The 22,463-nt window shown below is 40.6% G+C and carries 24 protein-coding genes; 19 read left to right on the forward strand and 5 right to left on the reverse strand.

The genetic code is table 11. The features are described 5' to 3' along the window. From ACYVIL_RS14555 to ACYVIL_RS14565, 3 genes are all read left to right on the forward strand, one after another. The coding region (locus tag ACYVIL_RS14555; protein ID WP_460313068.1) for a hypothetical protein at positions 1-185 on the forward strand (185 nt) is incomplete at its 5' end. Positions 186-258: 73 nt separating this feature from the next. Continuing rightward, positions 259-1,284, forward strand: a complete 1,026-nt coding sequence (locus tag ACYVIL_RS14560) for an alpha/beta hydrolase (RefSeq protein WP_460313070.1) — start codon at positions 259-261, stop codon at positions 1,282-1,284. Positions 1,285-1,290: 6 nt separating this feature from the next. Beyond that, positions 1,291-2,394 (forward strand): glutathione S-transferase family protein, encoded by a 1,104-nt coding sequence (locus ACYVIL_RS14565; protein ID WP_303470704.1) that lies wholly within the window; start codon positions 1,291-1,293, stop codon positions 2,392-2,394. A 99-nt stretch (positions 2,395-2,493) separates the two neighbouring features. On the opposite strand, the gene ACYVIL_RS14570 is transcribed toward ACYVIL_RS14565, so the two are convergent. Then, positions 2,494-3,153, reverse strand: coding sequence for a YceH family protein (locus tag ACYVIL_RS14570; protein ID WP_460313073.1), 660 nt, complete (start codon positions 3,151-3,153; stop codon positions 2,494-2,496). Between the two features lie 31 nt (positions 3,154-3,184). Further along, the gene (locus ACYVIL_RS14575) at positions 3,185-3,382 is read right to left on the reverse strand and encodes an alpha-1,6-glucosidase domain-containing protein (protein WP_460313127.1); all 198 of its coding nucleotides are present in this window, start codon (positions 3,380-3,382) and stop codon (positions 3,185-3,187) included. Between the two features lie 506 nt (positions 3,383-3,888). Here ACYVIL_RS14575 and cspE point away from each other — a divergent pair. After that, on the forward strand, positions 3,889-4,095 hold the full coding sequence (gene cspE / locus ACYVIL_RS14580; RefSeq protein WP_303470701.1) for a transcription antiterminator/RNA stability regulator CspE: 207 nt from the start codon (positions 3,889-3,891) through the stop codon (positions 4,093-4,095). A 527-nt stretch (positions 4,096-4,622) separates the two neighbouring features. Here cspE and galE read toward each other — a convergent pair. From galE to ACYVIL_RS14595, 3 genes are all read right to left on the reverse strand, one after another. Continuing rightward, positions 4,623-5,639 carry a UDP-glucose 4-epimerase GalE gene (galE, locus tag ACYVIL_RS14585; protein WP_460313075.1) on the reverse strand — a complete coding sequence of 339 codons (1,017 nt, stop codon included), beginning with the start codon at positions 5,637-5,639 and terminating at the stop codon, positions 4,623-4,625. Position 5,640: 1 nt separating this feature from the next. Beyond that, positions 5,641-5,991 carry a DUF6170 family protein gene (locus tag ACYVIL_RS14590; RefSeq protein WP_460313077.1) on the reverse strand — a complete coding sequence of 117 codons (351 nt, stop codon included), beginning with the start codon at positions 5,989-5,991 and terminating at the stop codon, positions 5,641-5,643. Positions 5,992-6,119: 128 nt separating this feature from the next. Further along, complete coding sequence (locus ACYVIL_RS14595) at positions 6,120-7,637, reverse strand: peptide MFS transporter (protein WP_303470696.1); 1,518 nt, start codon at positions 7,635-7,637, stop codon at positions 6,120-6,122. A gap of 730 nt (positions 7,638-8,367) precedes the next feature. Here ACYVIL_RS14595 and wecA point away from each other — a divergent pair. From wecA to ACYVIL_RS14670, 15 genes are all read left to right on the forward strand, one after another. Next, entirely contained in the window at positions 8,368-9,438 is a 1,071-nt protein-coding gene (wecA, locus tag ACYVIL_RS14600) for a UDP-N-acetylglucosamine--undecaprenyl-phosphate N-acetylglucosaminephosphotransferase (RefSeq protein WP_303470694.1), read from the forward strand. Positions 9,439-9,561: 123 nt separating this feature from the next. Beyond that, complete coding sequence (locus ACYVIL_RS14605) at positions 9,562-9,921, forward strand: DVU3141 family protein (protein ID WP_460313080.1); 360 nt, start codon at positions 9,562-9,564, stop codon at positions 9,919-9,921. After that, positions 9,921-11,690, forward strand: a complete 1,770-nt coding sequence (locus tag ACYVIL_RS14610; RefSeq protein ID WP_460313082.1) for a polysaccharide biosynthesis/export family protein — start codon at positions 9,921-9,923, stop codon at positions 11,688-11,690. Before ACYVIL_RS14605 ends, ACYVIL_RS14610 begins: the two co-directional genes overlap by 1 nt. Positions 11,691-11,711: 21 nt before the next feature. Next, on the forward strand, positions 11,712-12,497 hold the full coding sequence (locus tag ACYVIL_RS14615; protein ID WP_460313084.1) for an ABC transporter permease: 786 nt from the start codon (positions 11,712-11,714) through the stop codon (positions 12,495-12,497). Next, a complete protein-coding gene (locus tag ACYVIL_RS14620; RefSeq protein WP_460313086.1) occupies positions 12,494-13,144 on the forward strand; it encodes an ABC transporter ATP-binding protein in 651 nt (216 codons plus the stop codon). Before ACYVIL_RS14615 ends, ACYVIL_RS14620 begins: the two co-directional genes overlap by 4 nt. Positions 13,145-13,146: 2 nt before the next feature. Further along, the gene (locus ACYVIL_RS14625) at positions 13,147-14,604 is read left to right on the forward strand and encodes a lipopolysaccharide biosynthesis protein (RefSeq protein ID WP_460313088.1); all 1,458 of its coding nucleotides are present in this window, start codon (positions 13,147-13,149) and stop codon (positions 14,602-14,604) included. Positions 14,605-14,689: 85 nt separating this feature from the next. Next, positions 14,690-15,568 (forward strand): glucose-1-phosphate thymidylyltransferase RfbA, encoded by an 879-nt coding sequence (rfbA, locus tag ACYVIL_RS14630; RefSeq protein ID WP_460313090.1) that lies wholly within the window; start codon positions 14,690-14,692, stop codon positions 15,566-15,568. 1 nt (position 15,569) lies between these two features. Further along, the gene (rfbC, locus tag ACYVIL_RS14635) at positions 15,570-16,118 is read left to right on the forward strand and encodes a dTDP-4-dehydrorhamnose 3,5-epimerase (RefSeq protein ID WP_460313092.1); all 549 of its coding nucleotides are present in this window, start codon (positions 15,570-15,572) and stop codon (positions 16,116-16,118) included. Between the two features lie 28 nt (positions 16,119-16,146). Beyond that, positions 16,147-17,034, forward strand: coding sequence for a dTDP-4-dehydrorhamnose reductase (gene rfbD / locus ACYVIL_RS14640; protein WP_460313094.1), 888 nt, complete (start codon positions 16,147-16,149; stop codon positions 17,032-17,034). Further along, complete coding sequence (gene rfbB, locus ACYVIL_RS14645; protein WP_460313096.1) at positions 17,027-18,109, forward strand: dTDP-glucose 4,6-dehydratase; 1,083 nt, start codon at positions 17,027-17,029, stop codon at positions 18,107-18,109. The genes rfbD and rfbB overlap by 8 nt, the downstream gene beginning before the upstream one ends. A gap of 58 nt (positions 18,110-18,167) precedes the next feature. Further along, the gene (locus ACYVIL_RS14650) at positions 18,168-18,941 is read left to right on the forward strand and encodes a hypothetical protein (protein ID WP_460313099.1); all 774 of its coding nucleotides are present in this window, start codon (positions 18,168-18,170) and stop codon (positions 18,939-18,941) included. A 13-nt stretch (positions 18,942-18,954) separates the two neighbouring features. Then, entirely contained in the window at positions 18,955-19,665 is a 711-nt protein-coding gene (locus ACYVIL_RS14655; RefSeq protein WP_460313101.1) for an SDR family NAD(P)-dependent oxidoreductase, read from the forward strand. Next, positions 19,658-20,731, forward strand: coding sequence for an AroB-related putative sugar phosphate phospholyase (cyclizing) (locus ACYVIL_RS14660; RefSeq protein WP_460313103.1), 1,074 nt, complete (start codon positions 19,658-19,660; stop codon positions 20,729-20,731). The genes ACYVIL_RS14655 and ACYVIL_RS14660 overlap by 8 nt, the downstream gene beginning before the upstream one ends. Continuing rightward, a complete protein-coding gene (locus tag ACYVIL_RS14665) occupies positions 20,728-21,441 on the forward strand; it encodes an acylneuraminate cytidylyltransferase family protein (protein WP_460313105.1) in 714 nt (237 codons plus the stop codon). The genes ACYVIL_RS14660 and ACYVIL_RS14665 overlap by 4 nt, the downstream gene beginning before the upstream one ends. 15 nt (positions 21,442-21,456) lie before the next feature. Continuing rightward, positions 21,457-22,410 carry a phosphoglycerate dehydrogenase gene (locus tag ACYVIL_RS14670; RefSeq protein WP_460313107.1) on the forward strand — a complete coding sequence of 318 codons (954 nt, stop codon included), beginning with the start codon at positions 21,457-21,459 and terminating at the stop codon, positions 22,408-22,410. The last annotated feature ends 53 nt before the right edge of the window (positions 22,411-22,463 follow it).

The following is a 22,463-nucleotide window of genomic DNA, read 5'->3' on the forward strand; positions in this document are numbered from 1 at the left end:
CGTCAAACTCTTGGATATTCAATAATGTCATCTTAGGTGCCTGTTTTGGTGTTTTTTTATTTTTTGGTAGAAACAAAATAACGCAATTACAGGCACTTATCTTCTTTATTTGTGGGGATCCCTCAGTCTTTAGGCCATGGCTTTTTTCTGACGGCCTCGGGGCTGAAGCCACCGACTACAGATAACTTTAAAAAAACGTAGCAATGCGGGAAGGGGCTGTTTATAGTATTTTAACTCCTGTTTTCATGGCTCATTGCAATGTCAAAATTATCCATATCTGTCTTCGTACTCTCTCTATTTTTTAACCATATTTCCTATGCGCAATCGCCTGATTGGCTAGTTCCTTTTCAAGCTTTCTATAACACGGAGCTTGGGGAAACATCGGATTGCCAAAATAGTGAACCATCTGTTTATGTTGTCTGCTCTTCTGCCCTTAAAAATGACGGAAATGCGCCCTATGTTTATCATCACAATCAACCCACAGATACAACAGTGGTGTTATTTCATGGGCTTAGCGATTCTCCTTTCTTTTTCCGGTCTATTGCGCCTGAATTACATCAACTTGGGTATACCGTGATTGTGCCGTTATTGCCTGGACACGGCAAATTAGATGCAGATGATGATATGGAGGATGGGAAGCTAGCAAAACGCTGGACTGCCCATGTAGATGAAGTAATGGCTTATGCTCACACCTTAAGTCCCAATGTTTATATTGGTGGATTTTCTACCGGTGGTGCGTTATCAACGCAACATGTGTTGACTCATCCCGATCAGCAAAAAGGACTACTGCTATTTTCCGGTGCGCTAGCACTGGATGAATCTGTTGAAGGAATGGCAGGGATCTGGGGGATTAAATCTTTGGCAAAACTGCTTGATTGGAGTTATGAAACCCAAGGCCCCAATCCGTATAAATATCCAGAAGTGTCTCGGCACTCTGCGTTTATGTTAACTGAAATCATTTTTGACGTAAGAGATAAATTGGCTAATGGTAACAAGTTGAATTTACCCATTTTTTCGGCACATTCAGAGGCTGATTCCACCACTCCCATTAAAGGTGTCAAAGATCTTATAAAACAAAATGCCGGACCCAGTGAGACATTTTTTATTGATAGCAGTTACCAGGTTTGCCATGCAGATCTAGTGGTAAGTGAGTCACAACTGATTGATATGCAATATGATACTTCTGCTGTCGATGCATCTGAAGCTTGTAAAGTTCCCAAAGCAAATCCGCAACATGCTGAAATGATAACGGCTTTGGTTCACTTTCTAAACAACAATAAGTAGTTAATTATGTCTAAAATGTTTACCTTGTATGGCGCTCAAATGTCACTTTATACGGGAAAGGCTAGAGCTTATTTAACCTACAAACAAATTCCATTTCGAGAGGTGTTTTCTTCAGTCAAGGTGTATAAATCCATTATACAACCCAAAACTGGGGTCCGGTTCATCCCTGTGGTTGAAACGCCTGAGGGTGAATTTATCCAGGATACTGTGCAAATTATTGACGATTTAGAGCAACGTTTCGTTGAATCAAGTATCTATCCCGCCACCGCAAAACAACACTTAGTATCAGAAATATTCCAGTTATGGGGTGATGAGTGGTTACTCATTCCAGCTATGCATTATCGGTGGAATAAAAATAACTACCCGTTCATTTATGAAGAGTTTGGCCGAGTAGCTGCACCAAATATGCCCGCATTTGTACGCAGGTTTTTTGGTAAAAAATTAGCGAGCAGATTTAAAGGGTTTGTGCCTGTTTTAGGGATTACGGAAAAAACAATTCCGGCGATTGAAGATTGGTTCGAAAATCACGTTTTAGTAGAATTAGATACGCATTTTGCTACCCATGACTTTTTATTAGGTGGCAGACCTTGTGCAGGGGACTTTGGATTATATGGCCCCCTTTACGCACATCTTTATCGAGATCCAGCGCCTGGCGCAATAATTAGAGAAAAAGCCCCGCATTTGGTTAAATGGATTGAACGGCTGCAAAATTCCCCTGAAAGTGCTGGTAATTGGCTCGAAAATGATCAAATACCTGAGACTTTAATTCCTCTAATGTCGAGAATTTTCGAGGAATTTTGGCCAGTGCTTACCCAAAGTGTGGAAAAGATACAGCAATGGATAGTGGAAAACCCCAAGGTTGATAGCATGCCACGGAGTATCGGATTTCAGCAATTTAGTATTGGTGGGATCACCGAAAAACGTGCAATTATGCCGTTCCATCAATGGAAATTCCAACGAGTGATTGATTTGTACAACGGATTTGACGAGGAGAAAAAGGTCGACGTAGATACATTCTTGCAATCATCTTTTGGCCTGCAGGTGGCACCATTGCCTATCCCCAAACGATTAGAGCGTATAAATAACAAATTGGTTATCGCCAAACCGTAGCATGGTCTTTAGGCCATGAGATGTTAGGCCATGAGATGTTAGGCCATGAATTTTTTCGCGGTAATGACTGGCGCGGGCGCTCGGGGCTAAAGCACCCGCCTACATGCCTAGTTCTTGTTTAAATTGTTTGAATTGCTCTTTTAATTCGGCGATTTCGGCTTCTAACGAATCGACTCTTTGGGATAACGAATTTTGCGGCACCGATGATGGTGCGCTTTCCCGTGGCGTTTCAAACTCGCTGAGATCAGGTTCTCCGGAAAACAAATGCATGTATCTTGATTCTCGTTTGCCGGGCTCTCTGGGGAGCTTGGTGACCAAGCATTCACCATTGAGGGTTTTCATGTATTCGAGGTTTTCTTCTACTTCGTCTACATTTTTAAATTCTGCAAGGCGATTGGTGCGGCTTCGCAGTTCACCTGCAGTCTGAGGGCCGCGTAAAAGCAGTACACAAACAATTGCGAACTGTTGGCGACTGAGCTTTAAATCGCCAAATTCAGTATTACAAAAACGATGCTGATACTTTACCACTCGACTACCAAAGCCTGTATGCTCATTGATTTGCTTGAGCTCCTTTAGCTCATCAAGTGCTTGCTGTACTTCAATTTCGGTTAGATTCATTACCGGATCACGATTGCTTTTTTGATTGCAACCTAAGGTTAAGCTATTAATTGATAGGGGATATTGGTCAGGTGTGGTGACTTCTTTTTCCAGTAGTACTCCAATTACGCGGCATTGAAGCGGGGTTAATTGCACTAACATCTTATTTCCTTCTATTTCTTGTTCGAAAGATTTATCGAACGAATACTTCGACTGTTAATTCTGGCACATTAAACCCAAACTTTTCGGTTGAAGCCGTGTTGACAATTGGGTCACTGCCAGTTTGCTGAACAGGATGCAATCTAAATTGTTGAACCTGTAACATGCTAAAATTCATGGCATGCGGATTGTGATTGAAAATCACTATGACTTGTTTAAATGCAGAGTCAATACTTTCTGACTTAGGATCTTAATTGAATTTTATAGGATTCGTTTTTTGATAACTAGAATATGTCGCGCTGCACCTAAATAAAAGGGCCATTAAAAGCAGGTACAAGGTATAAGCGACTTGGTTAGGAGTCGCTTATTTTGGATGTGCGCTGTGATAGTCATTGCTGAAAAAGCGACCAAAATATTTAATTTGGATGTCATGTTAGAGTCATAAACAATGGGTAGCATCGCTCACTAGGTTGTGCAAAACGATTAGGTTAACGAACTGATTTTATAAGCTTTTAGTCGTATAAAACGTGAATTTTATGCACACCTCAAAATTATCTGTTAACCTAATAATCAGCGTGTAACATAAACGTGAATTACATTTTACTTAAGAATATTTTTACATCTGTTTTACCAGTTCGTTTTGAATAATTTCTGTTAGTAACATGCATTATTTCCATCGTTCTACACAGCTAAACAGGCGTGCATGCGCTATTTATTGACAAAAATTAGGAAAAGACTATGTCCAAATCTACTGGAATTGTTAAATGGTTCAACGCAGAAAAAGGGTTCGGCTTTATCACTCCAGATAATGGCGGATCAGATGTGTTTGTACATTTTCGTGCTATCGCTTCTGATGGTTACAAAACACTAGACGAAGGCCAGCAAGTAACCTTCGATATCGAGCAAGGCCAAAAAGGCCCACAAGCGGCAAACGTGACTGTTTAAAACATCATTTTTAGTCCATAAAAAACGTCAGCTTAAGCTGACGTTTTTGTTTTTAAGGCAAAGGTGCCTGTAGTCGGCGGCTTTAGCCCCGAGGGAATATGGCCGAAGACCATGGCGTAGCATCCCATTGCGTAGCATCTCATGGCCTGAAGGCCATGCTACAGAGGGGTATAAATCCACTGGGTAACCCTGTAGTCGGCGGCTTTAGCCCCGAGGGAATGTGGCCGAAGACCCCCATGGCCTGAAGGCCATGCTACAGGGGGGTATAAATCCACTTGGGTAACCCTGTAGTCGGTGGCTTTAGCCCCGAGGGAATGTGGCCGAAGACCATGGCGTAGAATCCCATGGCGTAGCATCCCATGGCGTAGCATCCCCATGGCCTAAAGACCATGCTACGGGGTGGTTTATCCCTTAAAATTCCATGGCGTAGCATCCCCATGGCCTAAAGGCCATGCTACAGGGTGGGTTATCCCTTAAAATTCCACGGCGTAGCATCCCATGGCCTAAAGGCCATGCTACAGGGGAATTTATTTATAGCCGTTGGGGTTGTTGGATTGCCAGTTCCATGAGTCGCGGCACATTTCTGCTAAGCCTTTTTCCGCGCTCCAATTCAGCTCTTGTTTGGCTAATTTTGGATCCGCATAACAAGCTGCTACGTCGCCGCTGCGTCTGGGGACTATATTATACGGGATTGACTGGCCGCTTTGTTTTTCGAACTCTTTGACCATATCTAAAACACTATATCCTTGGCCTGTTCCCAGGTTGTAAGTGACCAATCCTACATTTTGTGAGAGTTTTTCCAAGGCTTTTAAATGACCATTGGCTAAATCTTCCACATGAATATAATCGCGCACACCTGTACCGTCTGGGGTGTCGTAATCATCACCAAATACAGACAAGGCTTCACGCTTTTTGGTCGCCACTTGGGTGATAAACGGCATCAAGTTATTGGGAATACCATTGGGATCTTCACCAATTCTGCCTGATGGATGGGCGCCTGCTGGATTGAAATAGCGCAAAATAGCGATATTCCAACTGTTATCTGATTTAAACAAGTCTTGTAATACCAACTCCACCATGAGCTTCGATTGGCCATAAGGATTGGTTGGTTGTCCGGTTGGCAGGTTTTCATGGAGTGGCAGGGTAGTCGGGTCACCGTAAACCGTGGCAGATGAACTAAACACAATATTTTTCACATTGTGCTTCGCCATGACTTCACATAAATTCAATGTGCCGTAAACATTATTACGATAATAAAGTAGCGGCTTTTCAACGGATTCACCCACGGCTTTTAACCCCGCGAAATGGATAACCGAATCAACCTTATTTTCCCTAAATACCTTTTCTAGAATGGTGGGATCTTGAATATCTCCTTCTACAAAGCCAATTTCTTTACCTGTTAATTCAGACACTCTTTTTAAAGACTCAGGTGAAGAGTTGCACAAATTATCAAGCACTATGACCTGATCACCATTTTCCAATAATTGTAAAACTGTGTGGCTACCAATATAACCAGCGCCGCCTGTAACGAGTATTGTAGACATATTATTCCTTTGTATTTGTGTCAACAGGTTGTTTTAAATATTTCGCACATAAACTGTATTGAAAGGGTTTCAAAATCAGTGGATAAGCTAAGATTATCAGTCCCGCCCATAATAATGATGACCAATCTTGAAACGTCCTTAAAACAAAGACAAACACAGGCACCATAATCAATAATTTAATAACGTTCACTAGCAGCTTTTCAGGCGCAGTGAGTTTACTTTCAGCAGCTCGTATTCTGGTGAAACGCTCGTCAATACTCAAATTTTTCAATTGGGGTATTTGACGGGTTGAAAAATAAAATTTCAAAAGTACTACCTTGAGATATTCAAATAATATACGCGCATTATACAAACAATTTAGATCAAAAAAGCCCCGAAATAGGATTTTTATTTCGAGGCTTCATACTACTTTAAAAATAAATCTGAGTGCTTAAAACTGACGAGATGTTTTCATCTAGTTTAAAACACGATTTTCAACCATTACAAAATAGTAGGTTGCTCTTCTTCATGGTTAAAACTTTTCTTCTCTGCCAGTTTTTCCCATTTACGTGTTTTCAAGGTTAACAGACCAACAACCAGGGCCGCGGCCACTGTAATTTGTCCTATTCCCCAAAACAGGTTCGGCATATCACTTAAGTTGTCAGGATCGAGTCCGCCCGCTAATAAACCAGCAGTCACATTACCAATTGAGTAAGTAAGTACAAACACGCCCATCATTTGACCTGCAAAACGTTTAGGCGACAATTTACTCACCGCAGCCAAGGCAACGGGGCTTAAACAAAGCTCACCAACAGTATGTAAGAAGTAAGTGGCAACTAAAAAGTAAGGCGCGGCTTTCAAACCACTTGCCGCAATTTGTGCTGCGAAGAACATCACGATAAAGCCGGTAGCCATAATTACCAAACCAATGGCACATTTAATGCCATAGGAGGGGGTTATCATGCGTTTACCGAGGTTTACCCAAAGGGCTGCAAAGAAAGGTGACAAGGTGATAATGAAGAATGAGTTGGCTGATTGGAACCAAGCGGGGGGAATTTCGAAGGAACCTATCATACGTTCCGTGTAGTCACGGCCAAATAGGTTTAACGACGAGCCAGCTTGTTCGAAACCCGACCAGAAAAATATCGACGCCAAACACACCACAAACAAGGCGCCTAAGGTACGTTTCTCATCGGAAGATAAATTCCCAAAGGCATAAATACCCGCATAGTAGGCTAAAAACACCACAGTAATGGCAACTGCAACATACTGAGCTAGGGTGACAGGGTCAATACTTAACATGCCTGTCATCATGGCGAAGGTTAGCACGGCAATGCCCACCAAAAATGCCACTATCACTGTCCAACTTTTCTTTTCGCCAGACGGGGTCATTTTAAGCAAAGGTTCAGCACCAACGCCGCCAAGCCTGCCTATGGTGGCACGATATTGAAGTAGACCTATTGCCATACCTACAGCCGCTGCGCCGAAGGCATAATGGTAACCGGCATTCACTTGCAGCCAGCCACACACGAAATAACCAATTAATGAGCCTAAGTTAATTCCCATATAATAAATGGTGTAACCAGCATCACGTCTTTGATCTTCAGGGGAGTACAGTTGTCCAACCAGAATACCAACATTCGGTTTTAACAGGCCTGTGCCTATTACCACCAATATCAGACCAATGAAGAAACTCCAGCTTGCGGGAATGGCCAAGACGATGTGACCACACATGATCACAATACCGCCATACCACACCGCTTTTTGGCTACCAATCAGACGGTCTGCTATCCAGCCGCCGGGTAACCCCATGAAATAAACTGCACCTGTGTACAATCCATATATTGCAGTAGCAGAGGCTACTGTTATCGCCATTCCTTCTTCTTGAATACTGGCGGTCATGAATAAAACTAACAAAGCACGCATGCCGTAGTAGCTCATTCGTTCCCACATTTCAGTATAAAAGAGCGTTTGCAGGCCACCAGGGTGACCAAAAAAATCAGGTGTTTTTGAATTCATTGTTGCTGCCTTTAGGTGAGTTCAACACGAGCGTAAAACCGCTAAAAAAGTGTGAACTGCTTTATTTTAATTATTGTTGTTTGTCTCATTATTCGATTGATTATCTGCATCAAATGAACGAGAAGAAAACTAGTAAACTCGTTGTTTATACTAGAGCTCTTGCCTGAAAACAAGATTCGACCTTTTTATTGTACTTTATTTGCGCAAATTGTAAGGCGGATTTTGCTGTTGCAACAGGATCGCACAGGCGTTCCCGACTTAAACACCTCATTTTTGCCCTAAATTAACAGCAATGTTGCACATGACTAGTGCATCGGAATTGGTGCAGGGATTCATTTTCAGGGCAGTCAAAACTACGCGAAAATTTTTCGCTTAAAAAACAAACAGATTGGTGGTTGTTTTTCTCCGTGTTGCGAAAAACATACAGTTCTTTGATGGGTAATTGTTTTTCCTGTATATTATACGAACGGTTAATAAGCCGATTGCATTTAGTAACACGATTTTACTGGTTTTCATTGATTGATATTTGTTATCATCGCCGCGAATTTTAGAATTAGCGGCGTTAGCTAATTAGTGGGAATACTAAGAAAAATACGTTTTTCTCATAAATATCAAGAGGGTATAACTTGATTCTAGATGAAACCACCTATTTTGCTGGAACGCCTTGCTGCATACAGGCTCGATTATTGCTTCTGCAGCATTAACGAATTAACAAGGAATCGTGTCATATATGTTTGCCTATTTGGAGTTTGTTCCACTTTTTACTGCATTTTTTGTCGCAGTAATTTTGTTGATCGTCATGACTCCCTTTGCTCACCAACTTGGTTTGGTTGATCATCCCAGTGCCAGAAAACAGCACAATGGGATGGTACCGCTTACCGGTGGTGTGGCCATTTTTGGTGCAGTGTTGATCACTAGCATTCTCACTGATGTTTGGTTTAAAAACGGTTCTTTATTTTTTACTGCATCCTTCTTCATCATTTTGCTGGGTATGCTCGACGACAAGTTCGACCTAAGCGCCAAAGGGCGACTGATGTGTCAATTTGGGGTGGCGGCAATTATGGCCTGGGCTGCACAAAACTATATTACCTCGTTAGGTGATATATTTGGCTTTGGTGAAACATCCTTTGGCCTGTTCGGCTACTTCTTCACTCTCATTTGTGTGGTGGGTGTGATCAACGCATTTAATATGATTGACGGCATTGATGGGCTAGCCGGCGGTATGAGCTTAATTGTGCTGCTCGCTGTGGTCTTCCTGTTGTTGATCTCGAATAATGGTAACGCCATTATGGCACCTATGATGGTGATCGCAGCCATTGTCCCCTTTATGGCCTTTAACTTGAGCTGGAAAGGGTTCAAGGGAAATAAAATTTTCATGGGTGACAGTGGCAGTATGTTTGTTGGCCTGACGATTGTTTGGTTGATGGTTGACTTTACCCAAGGCCCAGAAGCGGCAATGCGGCCAATGACCGCCGTGTGGATTATTGGTTTGCCACTAATGGACATGGCAGCCATTATGTACAGACGAGCTAAAAAAGGTCAGTCAGTACTTAAACCTGATCGTCAACATCTACACAATATATTTATGCGAGCAGGCTTCTCTTCTCGTCGTTCATTGGCGGCAATTCTGCTCATGGGATTGTGTTACGCAGCGGTTGGCATTTTATGCGAACTCTACCAAGTACCGGAATATATTATGTTCTGGGGGTTCATGGTGTCGCTGATTGTATACAGCTTCGTGATTCAAAATATCTGGACTATTTTACGCTTTATTAGAGGTAAACGAAAAATAGCGTCCTAGAAAAGCATTAAGGGCAACCAACGGGTTGCCCTTCCTTTTAGGGTAACTTCGCAAACCCATTCTTTGCAAAATCAGGGTGACGGGTTAGTATGAACTGTTGTGAACAAAAGCTAAAAATATTTTATGAAAAAACTGAGTAGTTTCTTTTTACTGAGCATCCTTCTTCAAGGCTGTACGTCTATTGATCAACCTGTGGCAAGTCGCGCATTGGTTGAACATGAATTTGTTTCAGACGCTGTGCCTGTGTCTACTGCACTGCAAGCTATATTGTCTCAGTCTTCTTTGTCTAAACAGGTTCAAATTAATGGTAAGCCAGCGGTGCTAGGAAAAACTTTTTTTGCTGCAAGTGGCAAAACCTGTCGCAAGGCCCATTTTGTGAGTGATGGCCAACGTGTTTATTGTCAAGCCAACTCAGGTGATTGGTATGCTGTTAGCCCTGTATTAGCCAGTTATAGTGAAGCTGCAACTGGAGGTAATCAATAATGGTACTGTCTAATCGTTTTGTATCAGCCAGCATAGTGAAGTGCATATTTGTTATTACAAGTGTTTTGTTTGCCAGCTCTGTTTTCGCGCAACAAGCCCCCACTCAAGAACAGCTTCAACAAGCGCAACAAGCGAGTCAAAGTCAGCGCGTTGACCTGTCACAGTATATTCAATCGGGCGGCAATAGCACAGGCAGAGGCGGGAGTGTTAACTTGCCTTCTGAGGCCGGCCCTATGCCTGCAGGTGAAGAAGGATTGCCACCACCTTATGGCGCCAACCTCTTTAAAGGCGGGTTCGAAACTGAACGTAGCGATGGCCTAAATTCTTCTTACTTGGTTGCCCCAGGTGACAAAATTGCCATTCAAATGTGGGGAACGGTAAACAGCTCAGAAGTGGTAACCGTGGATAACCAAGGTAATATTTTTATTCCCGATATTGGCCCGATTAAAGTTCAAGATGTGCCAGCTAATCGAGTGAACTCAGTCGTCACCCAAGGGATTAAATCCATATACACCAATAATGTGAGTGTGTATGTTAACTTGCTTACTGCAACACCCGTGAGTGTGTTTGTGGCAGGGCCAGTATTAAGACCTGGCCAATATGCCGGTTTAGCCTCAGATTCAGTGCTTTTTTATCTTAAACGAGCCGGTGGAATTGACCCCCATCGCGGCAGTTATCGCAACATTACGGTCATGCGTAAAGGCGAAAAAGTACTAAGCTACGATTTATACGACTTCCTCAAACTCGGCAAATTACCCGCGTTCTCCTTTAAAGATGAAGACGTGATTTTTGTGGGGGAGCAGGGGGCCATGGTTAACGTTGAAGGTGCCGCTAGATATCCGTTCAGATTTGAACTGGAAAGCACTAAACGTTCTGGCACTGCCTTGATGAACTACGCGCGACCCCTATCAAAAACCAGCCATGTGGCCATTACCGGTAATCGTGAATCTGGCCCAATTTCAGTTTATTTGCCAGTGAATGAATTCGATCAATTCACCATGGCTGATGGCGATACGGTTTTGTTTAATGATGACATTAGACCGCAAGTGATCAGCGTCCAAATCTCGGGTAGTTATGAAGGACCGTCATATTACGCGGTGGAAAAAGATACTCGTTTACTCGACCTCCTAAGCTATATTGAGATTGACCCGGAACAAGCCAACTATGGTTCGATTTACGTTAAACGTGAAAGCGTGATGGAACAGCAAAAAATGCTGATCAACGAATCCTTAGATCGCCTAGAACGCAGTTTGTTTACGGCCCCAGCTTCAAGCAGCGGCGAAGCGTCAATTCGTGCTCAAGAAGCCCAGTTAGTTTCACAGTTTATTGCCCGTGCCAGACAAATCCAACCCCTTGGCAAAGTGATCGTCTCTGAAAATGGCAAAGTGGCCAATATTCGCCTAGAACAAGGGGATGAAATTGTTATCCCGGCACAAACCGACCTCATTCAAATTGCTGGAGAAGTATTGATGCCCCAAGCGGTGGTATACAACCCTGAAGCGACGGTATCTGACTACATTGCATGGGCCGGTGGATTTAGCGAGCGAGCCGACGATGACCGCATAGCCATTGTGCACGCCAATGGCATCACTAGCTTTGTGTCATCTGATGCTGGCCAACACTGGTATACCGATGATGAAAACGCCACATTAGAAGCCGGCGATCAAATTCTGGTACTGCCAAAAGTGGATGCGAAGATCATGCAATCCATCAAAGATGTCACCCAAATCATCTATCAAATTGCTGTAGCAGCCAATGCTGCAAGCTAATTGCACTAGCAAGCGTAATTCATGACAACAGTTATTAAACGCAACAAATGGGAAATATGGCGAGACGTCATATTTGCCCTTTTTGCCCGCGAAATTCGCACGGGGTTTAATGATAAGTTTGGTTTGAGTTGGGCGGTTTTAAATCCAATTATTTTTATTTTTGTACTGTCTTTTCTCAGAGGAAGACTGGCCGGAGGTGAAACTCATACTATTCCCACTTTTACCTTTATGGCTATTGGTATCTTACTTATTCAAAGCTTTTTACAAACATTGGGAAGTTCGGCTCGATCAATCAGTAAAAACAAAGCGCTGTTTGCATTTCGGCAGGTGCAGCCAATTAGTGCTGTTTTTGCCAGTGCTTTATTTCAGTTTTTAATTAAGATATTTGTAATAATTGGCATAATCATCATCATGTATTTCATGGGGATGGATTTACACATATCCGATCCACTTTTGTTTTTAGTTTGTTTCTTCCTGTTGTCGATTCTTGCTGTTTCATTAGGGCTTTTATTTGGTATTGCAGAGCTTTTCGTTAAAGAAATTGGCAAAGTAAGAGAACTGCTGACGAGGCCTCTATTTTTTGTATCTGGCGTTTTTTTCTCGCTACAAGATTTTCCTAGAGAATATTGGCACTTCTTAAATTGGAATCCAATACTTCACGCCATCGAATTAACGCGATATTCAGTGCACACTACTTACGGACATGAAGGCGTAAGCTTAGGGTTTATAGCAAAAGTAGTCTTGATTTCTGCATTTATGTCTTTAGCTGTTTATCACGTTTCATGGAAACAGGCTATAAGTAGATGATCTGCCTAGAAAATATCACCAAATATTATCCATCTAGATTAGGTCATCAGTATATTTTTCGGAATGTCACTTTCGATATTCCAGCAGGTCATAATATTGGCATCTTGGGTTCAAATGGAGCAGGTAAATCGACATTGTTTAGGCTGCTTGCCGGCAGTGAATATCCGAATAAGGGAAGAATCATTACTGACTTAAGCCTGTCTTGGCCAGTTGCCTTAACCACTGGCATTCACCAACAAATGACGGGCCGGGAGAATACTAGGTTTATCGGTAAGGTGAATGGTATTGCTGACTTAGACAAGTATGAACAACGAGTGCGAGCCTTTGCTGAATTAGGCAAAAAATTTGATTTACCCGTAAGATCTTATTCCAGCGGTATGAAGCCCAGATTGGCATTTGCTTGCTCTATTGCCATCGACTTCGATGTATATCTGATTGATGAGGTTACATCGGTTGGCGATGCTAAATTTAGACGAAAAGCCAAAGAGGCCCTTTTGGAGCGAAGTGAAAAAGCAAATGTCATTATGGTCAGCCATGAAATGGATGAAATTAGACAGTTTTGTGATAGCGCTATTGTGCTGCACAAAGGTGAATTAACGTTTTACAACGATCTTGAGCAAGGGATCGAACAATATCAGGCATTATAAGTATGACTAAACAAGCTCAATTAGAATTGGAAAAACGTTTCGGTGATCTCAAAGCTATCCTGACTGATGAGCAATGGTCTGATGCTGACTTTTTACTTAAAAAAGTAGAAGAGCTAGAGTTAACCGACATGTCGTTAGCGTTTAGATTAATGCAACGGGTTAAAAACTTATCTCCAATAGAAGCCAACCAAGCTAAATTGAGAGAGTTGCGGGCTAAAGCATTACTTGAAGAACCTGAGTTGGCGACGTTATCTTCAAACGAACCTGGCAGTCGAAAAGCAATGCTTAAAGATAACGCTGCAAATATAAAAGATAAAATAGTCGTTTTATCAGCTCACCCTAAGTTTCAGAAGTTTACACGTCCGTTTGCACTTTGCGTGCTTTTACCGTTTTTATTATTTGCTTTTTATCAGGTAATTTGGGCAAGCCCCAGGTATGAAAGCCAAGCTAAACTAATCGTTAAAGAGCCTGATGGCATGGCCACTTTAGACCCTGCAATGGCGATTATGTCAGGATTTGGTGTTTCATCTGGTAGTTTAGATACAGAATTGGTAAAAGCCTTTGTTTATTCAAATGATATGTTGATTTATTTGGAAGATACCTTAGACATATCAAAACACTACAGTAATGGAGAGTTTGATGTTTTTAGTCGACTTGATGATGAAGCAAGTAAAGAAAGTCGGTTAAAGTATTATTTAGATCGGGTACTAGTTGAGGTAGATGAAAAATCTCAAGTCATTAGTGTTTTTGTACAAGCATTTGATCCCGATTTTGCCCATTTAATGAGTAAGACAATTGTTGATAGAGCCGAGTGGTATATAAATGAAATTGGTCACAATTTAGCGAAAAAGCAATTGGAATTTGTGATGTTAGAGCATAAGTTGGTTGAAAAGCGACTTCAGAAGGCTAAAACCGAGCTACTCGCCTTTCAACGTCGTCACAATTTACTCGATCCACAAGCTGAAGGAATGGCGTTACAGCAAATAACCTACCAACTAGAAGGGCAAATTGCAGCCAAAAGAACGGAACTAAATGCCCTAAGAAATAGTATGAGTGAAAATGCGCCACAAGTATTGCAAGCTAAATCTCAATTAGAAAGCATGGTAGAGCAGCTTGAAAATGAAAGGGCTAGACTGACTACTGATAAAACAGTGGACACTTCTTTGCCAGATGATGAAAAGAACCTGAGTGTTTCACAAGTCATGGCGAAATTCAGTGATTTTAAAATAAATATGGAGTTAGCCCTCCAAGCCTATACTTCTTCTCAGGTTTCTTTAGAGAAGTCGAGAATTGAAGCATATCGCCAATTAAAATATTTGGTTACTGTGGAGTCGCCCACATTACCCCAAGATGCGAAATATCCAGAAGTATTTTATAACCTCAGTTTATTTTTAGCAGTAATATTGATGCTCTTCGGTATAGGTCGAATTGTAATCGCTACTGTAGCCGAATTAAGATAAACCATAGTGGCGATTTTACATTAAGTTGTAGAGCAAATTTAATCGTTTTAGACCCAAAAAATTTAAATTTTATAAGGTAATAAATGTGAGAAAAGGAATCGTTTTAGCTGGTGGCTCAGGTACGCGCCTCCATCCCTTGACATCGGTGATCAGCAAACAATTAATGCCAGTGTATGATAAACCGATGATTTACTATCCTATTTCTACCTTAATGTTGGCTGGCATCAAAGATATACTAATTATTTCAACACCAGAAGAGCTACCTAGATTCGAATCTCTATTGGGGACAGGTGAAGCTTGGGGGGTGAATTTTAGCTATGTTGCTCAGCCTTCACCTGATGGCCTTGCACAAGCGTTTATATTAGGTGAAGAATTCATTGGCGATGATCACTGTGCCCTAGTATTAGGTGATAACCTCTATTATGGACATGACCTGCAGTTGTCCTTAACTAATGCGAATAAGCAAGCCACCGGTGCTACCGTATTTGGATACCATGTTACCGACCCTGAGCGATATGGGGTAGTGGATTTTGATGATGACTGGAAGGCGTTGTCTATCGAAGAAAAACCCCAAAAACCCAAATCAAATTATGCAGTAACAGGCTTGTATTTCTACGATAACCAAGTTGTGGAATTAGCGAAACAGGTAAAGCCTTCCCATCGCGGTGAATTAGAGATAACCGATCTCAATAACTTATACTTAGAGCAAGGTAACTTGAGAGTAGAGTTGATGGGGAGGGGATCTGCTTGGCTAGATACTGGTACCATTGATAGCTTATTGGATGCGTCAAATTTTATTGCCGCGATAGAAAAACGCCAGGGGTTAAAAATATGCTGTCCGGAAGAAATTGCCTTCCGCAAAGGGTTTATTGATGCGGAGCAACTTAAAAAGTTAGCAAAACCACTTATTAAAAGCGGATACGGCAAATACCTATCTAAATTATTAACTGAGAAAGTGAAGTAGTATGAAATTAGTAGAAACTAGTATTCCTGACGTAAAAATTATCGAACCTAAAGTATTTGGTGATGAACGTGGTTTTTTTATGGAAACCTTCCGAGATGACTGGTTTAAGCAAAATGTAGCTGACGTAGAGTTTGTGCAAGATAACCACAGCAAATCAAAACACGGCATACTGCGTGGCCTACATTATCAACTAGAGCATACTCAAGGAAAGTTAGTGAGGGTGATAAGCGGCGAAGTGTATGATGTAGCTGTAGATATGCGTAAATCGTCGCCCACATTCGGTAAAAGTTTTGGCATTCTGCTGTCAGCAGAAAATAAAAAGCAATTGTGGGTGCCTGCCGGATTTGCTCATGGTTTTTATGTGACTTCCGAATTTGCCGAGTTTGTTTATCGCTGTACTGATTATTATCACCCTGAGTCAGAAGTTTCTATACGATACAACGATACTATGCTTGGTATTGACTGGCCTTTGGTAAACGGTATCAAACCGAGTTTATCTGCAAAAGATGAATCAGGTTTAGATTTTGAATCTGCACCCAGTTTCGATTAATATATCGCGCATTCAATACGAGATTTAAATGACAATAATTGTAATCGGAAAAACTGGCCAGTTAGCCCAAGAATTAAAACTACTAAATGACAAAGTAGTTTGTTTAGGCCGTAGCGATATTAATATCACCGATCCTGAAAAACTGAACTCTACCCTAAACAAGTATGACGTGGCAGGCATTATTAATGCTTCCGCTTATACCGCAGTAGATAAAGCTGAATCAGAACAACAGCAAGCCTTTGAAATTAATGCTAGCGCCGTAGAGAATTTGGCAAAGGTCGCAAAGCAAAAAGCAGTGCCATTTGTACATGTTTCAACGGATTATGTGTTTTCTGGTGATAAAGGTTCTCCCTATCAGGTTGATGAAGTACATGCACCTATTGGTGCTTATGGAGCGAGTAAAGCTGCGGGTGAGAAGGCCATTCAACAATACGCTGCAGAAGTGAGTTGTATTATTCGAACCAGCTGGGTGTATTCCCAGTTCGGCAATAACTTCGTAAAAACTATGCTCAGATTAATGGCAGAAAAGCCTGAACTTGGTGTGATAGATGATCAAATTGGTTCACCTACATCTGCCAAGGCACTGGCTCATGCTTGTTTATATGCGGTTAATCATAAGGTAACGGGTGTGCATCACTTTACCGATTCAGGAGTATGCAGTTGGTACGATTTTGCCTTGGCGATTCAAGAGTTGGCAATAAAACATGGACTTTTAGAGAAACCCATACCGGTTAAGCCTATTCCCACATCCGCCTATCCCACTCCAGCTAAAAGACCCAGCTACAGTGTATTGGATAAATCAACCCTTAAAGACGCATTTAATGGGTTTCAACCTAAGCATTGGCGTAACGAATTAGAGATTGTGATTCAGCAATTAGCAACTCAAAAACAATTAAAAGATATGAAAAATGACTAAAAATAAAACCCTACTTGTCACTGGTGGAGCCGGATTTATCGGTGCAAATTTCGTATTGTATTGGATGCAGAATAACCCAGAAGATAAAGTGATAGTGTTAGATGCCCTGACTTACGCAGGTAATCGGGCTAACTTAGAATCCGTAGAGGCTAATGAAAATTTTGTGTTTGTGAAAGGTGATATTTGCGATACAGCTTTGGTTGAATCTCTACTTTTGGAACATGGAATAGATACCATTGTACATTTTGCAGCTGAGTCTCATGTTGATCGCTCTATCACCGGGCCTGATGCTTTTATTGAAACCAATATTATTGGTACTTATAGCCTGCTTAAAGCCGCTAAAAAAGTATGGATTGATCTCCCTAAAGATGAAGGCAAAGAAACAATTCCCCACAGGTTCCATCATGTGAGTACAGATGAAGTCTATGGTAGCTTAGAGCCAAATGATCCGGCATTTACCGAAGATACTGCTTACGCCCCTAATTCTCCTTATTCAGCCAGTAAGGCGGCCAGTGATCATCTAGTGCGAGCCTATCATCATACGTATGGTTTAGAAGTGACCACCAGTAACTGTTCCAATAACTATGGCCCATACCATTTCCCAGAAAAACTGATCCCACTGATTATCACTAACATTCTGAATGATAAACCACTTCCGGTGTACGGTGACGGTCAACAAATTCGCGACTGGTTATATGTAGAAGATCATGCCCGTGGTATTGAACTAGTATTAAAAGAAGGCCGCATTGGTGAAAATTACAATATTGGCGGTCACAACGAATGGGCCAATATCGATATAGTTAAACTAGTGTGCAACAAGATGAACCAGGCATTCGCCAATAAGCCTGATTTAATAGTAAAGTATCCTTTGGCAACAAAAGCTGTTGAAGGCAATGCCGAAGCGCTAATAACGTACGTTACCGACAGAGCAGGGCATGATAGACGTTATGCCATTGATGCAACTAAGACGAATAATGAACTGAAGTATCAACCTGTTGAATCTTTTGAAACTGGTATATCAAAAACTATAGAATGGTACTTGAACAATAAAGGTTGGTGGGAAGTATTACTATAATTAGATACCTCTGCTGGATTCGATTAAGAGTAATTGTCAATTAGAAAGGCTAATTAGATTGAGTATTCCAATAAATATTAAAGCGATAGCAAAAAATATTGCTCTGAACCGGTTGAATGGAGTCAGTGTTAGTAGTGCGGACTACCCATTGGGTACAGAAGATCCTTACACTATCCAAACTATGGTCACTAGCTATCTTCCTCCCATGGCAGCATGGAAGGCAGGTGGTACCAATCAGAAAACACAAAAGTACTTTTCAGTAAAGACTGCTTACTTTGGACCTATTCCTGATGAGGTCGTATTTACTGGGAAAAATATTGAGCTAAACTCCAAACAAATACATTTTCCCTTAAAGGGGGAAGTAGAAGTTTGTTTTCGTACTAATGAAGAAGTCCAAGAGTTAACTCTTAATTCAACTACAGAACAGATTGTGTCTAGTATTGAAAGTGTTCATCTTTGTTTAGAACTACCGTGGACACAGTTCAAACAGCCTAGTTCTGGTGTTGAATATCTAATAGCAGATCTTTGTGGTGCCAACGCCTTATTAGTGGGTCCAGGATTACCATTTTCTAAATGGTCAGAGTCCGAAGACGAATTAAGGTTAACAACAGATTCTAAAACCCTTACTAAAGGATATGTATTAGAATCTATTATAAAACCTTTAAGGTGCTATCTGGAATTTATTCAAATTTGTTTAAAAAACAACATTGCACTCGAAAAAAATATTTACCTTGCAACTGGTGGGGTAACAGAGTGTGTAGAGTTGCCAGCTAATGGCGCTGTTCAAGTTATCTCTAATAAACTTCCTGATTTTTCAGTAAACATTATTTAATAAGGAAACGAAATTGAAAGAAATTGTTGTTACTGGTGGTACTAGGGGAATTGGCGCTGCTATTGTTCAAGTATTACTTTCAGCTGGTTTCAAAGTCATCGCTACTGGAAGAAATGTCAGTTCATTGAAGTTCACTAATAAAAATGAAAATCTTGAATATCAAAATTTAGAATTGGATTCTCAAGAATCCATAAATGAATTTTGCGAGTTTTTATCTACAAGAAAGAGTCTTTATGGACTGGTAAATAATGCGGGCATAAACCGTATTACTGAATTTCAAGATATTCCATTCGCCGACTTTGAAGAAGTTCTCCAAGTTAATTTAAAGTCTGTTTTCTATCTTTCCCAATCAATTTCTAAATTGTTTAAAGACGGCGGTAGAATTGTTCATATTGGTTCTATTTGGAGTGTTATAACAAAAAAAGGAAGAGTTTCGTACAGTACGGCGAAATCTGCGTTAAGTGGTTTAACGCGGGGGATGGCCGTGGACTTGGCTGACAGAAATATACTTGTTAATACAGTATCTCCTGGTTTTGTTGAAACCGAACTAACTAAATCAAGTTTATCAGAGAGTGAAATTGAAAATCTAAGTCAACAAATACCGCTGTGCAGATTGGCACAACCGGAAGAGGTCGCCAAGTTTGTTGGGTTTTTGCTAAGTGCAGATAATACTTATTTAACTGGTCAGAATATAGTTGTTGATGGAGGTTTTTCAATTGTTTAAAGATTTCAGCGTTCAATCCTTCAAAGGCGAGTATCGTGTAGAATTTATAGAATATACTAAAGGCTTATCGGAAACTATCAAAGACGGTGATGTTGTTGTTGCTGATTCAAATGTATTAAAGCTTTACCCTGAAATTAGAAAACTCGCATCAAATCTTAATATCGTTGAAATTCAAGCTAATGAGCAAGCAAAAACTTATGAAAATATTGGTTTGATAATGGAACGCATAATTTCATTTGGTTTTTCTAAAAATAACCGAATTATAGCGATTGGAGGGGGAGTTGTTCAGGATATTTGTTCGTTCAGTTCATCCGTTATGTTTAGAGGAATAGAATGGATATTTATACCAACTAATCTATTGACTCAGTGTGACAGCTGTATTGGTTCTAAAACTTCAGTAAATCTCGGAAACTTTAAAAATCAGTTGGGCGGCTTTCATCCTCCCAAACATATATACATAGATTTTAGCTTTATTGATACTTTGGGACATCAGGAGGTTTCTTCCGGATTAGGGGAGATGATGCATTACTTTTTAACTGAAAAAGATGCTGACCTTTCTGCAATTAAAAAAGATATTAATGCTGCTTATGAAGATAGGGATGTGCTCGGTAAGTTGATTCAAAACAGTCTGCTTATTAAACGAAAAATGGTTGAAATAGATGAGTTTGACCAAGGGCCTCGAAATATCTTTAATTATGGTCATACTTTTGGTCATGCCATTGAATCTTGCTCTAACTATGAAGTTCCCCATGGTGTGGCTGTTGCATATGGCATAGATTTGGCCAATTTAATTTCTGTTAATAAAGGCATTATCGATATGTCACTAAGGAACGAAATTCGTGAAATTTTATCAGTTATTTATGCAGGAACCCCACTTCCTACGATTGATATTGATAGCTATTTCGATGCACTTTCAAGAGACAAGAAAAATATAGGTTCAGAAATGAAGGTTATCCTAACAAAAGGATTGGGCAATATGTTTAAAACAACCTTAGAAAATACCCCTGAAATTAAACATTATATACAGACTTTTTTTGATTCAAAATTATATGAGAAAACGCTATGAGAGAGTTAGGTAAAGTACTTGCGCATATACCGGCCAGAGCGGGGAGTAAAAGGGTAAAAGCAAAGAATTTAAGATTATTGAACGGCAAACCACTTCTGGCATATTCGGTTGAGGCTGCTCTTCAAGCGTCCAACGAATTTGATGGTGTTTTCGTAAATAGTGATAGTGACGATATGTTGCGTCTAGCCAAAAAGCTTGGCGCAAGTACCTACAAACGTTCAGAAGAGCTCGCTTCAGATACTGCTACAGGTGATGAGTTTACTTACGATTTTATATTGAAAGAAAAGCCTGACACTTTAGTTATGATCAGTCCTGTCTGTCCATTGATTGATAGCTTAGAAATTTTACGTGCAATTGAACAATTTAAACAATCAAAATGCGACACACTAATTACATGCGAACAAACTCAGATGCAGACTTTTTGTGAAGGGAGGGCTGTGAATATAGATGCAGATGGGCAATTACGTCCCACTCAAGAAAATCCTGTCGTACAAATATTAAATTGGGCTGTTACAATTTGGGATGCTAAAAAATTTGTCGAAAACTTTGAAAAGCATGGTTCGGCTTATATAGGTAAAAATCGCGAATTACTTGCGATTGATCCAATTAAAGCAGTGAAAATTAGTAAAGAAGGTGATTTTTCGCTTGCAGAGTCTTTGATTCGCAGTCAGTCACAAATGAAGAAAACAGAACCTGAATTCTGGTCGTAAATTGGGGATAAAAGCTTGGATAATTCTACAAAAATTGCAGTCTGTTCTAGATCATTTTCACAAAACAGTGTTCTCAAAAAAGAACTACTTCAAAAGTTTTCGAATGTTAAATTCAATGAAACGGGTTCAAGCCTCTCTGGTGAGCAGCTAGTCGATTTCTTGGCTGATGTTGATGGTGCTGTAATTGCTTTAGAATATATAGATGAGACCTTGTTGAGCAAAGTAGAAAATTTAAAATTTATTGGTAAATATGGTGTTGGCTTAGACAAACTTGATTTGCCTGCAATGTCACGATTTGGCGTTAAAATGGGATGGACGCCTGGCGTCAACTCACGAGCAGTTGCTGAACTTACGCTAGCGCTTTCTTTGGACTTAGTTAGGAAGATAAGTGAATCACGTCAAGTCGTAAATAGTGGCGATTGGACACAAATCAAAGGAAAGCAATTATCTACTGCTACGGTTGGCATTTTAGGCTTTGGACACGTTGGTTCTAAAGTAGCAGCTTTGATGAACGCATTTGGCGCAAAGGTTATAGCTAACGACAAACAAGACTTAAGAAGTGTTATGCAAGAACAAGGTGTTGAGCCGGTTGATTTTGAAACATTGATTAAAAATTCAGATGTGCTTTGCTTACATATCCCTCACAACGTTGCAAATCATCACACGATTGGTGAAAGTGAAATGTTAAACATGAAACCTGGAAGTTATATTGTTAACACTGCACGTGGTGGATTAATTGATGAAAATGCACTGTTAGATATGCTAAAAAGCGGACAAATCGGGGGGGCTGCATTGGACGTCTTAGAAATTGAGCCGCCAGTAAATAATGCTCTTTTGGGTAGAGATGATGTAATAGTGACAAGTCATATCGGAGGAAGTTCTGAAGAAGCTATTTTAGCTATGGGGAGAGCTGCAATTGATGGTTTGAGTAATTATAGCGATGCTATATCTTATGAAAAATACTTATAACTGCAATTCTTCAAACTTATCTTAATTTTAGATAACACTACTTTGTGACTACT

This window comes from Aliiglaciecola aliphaticivorans (genome assembly GCF_054782055.1).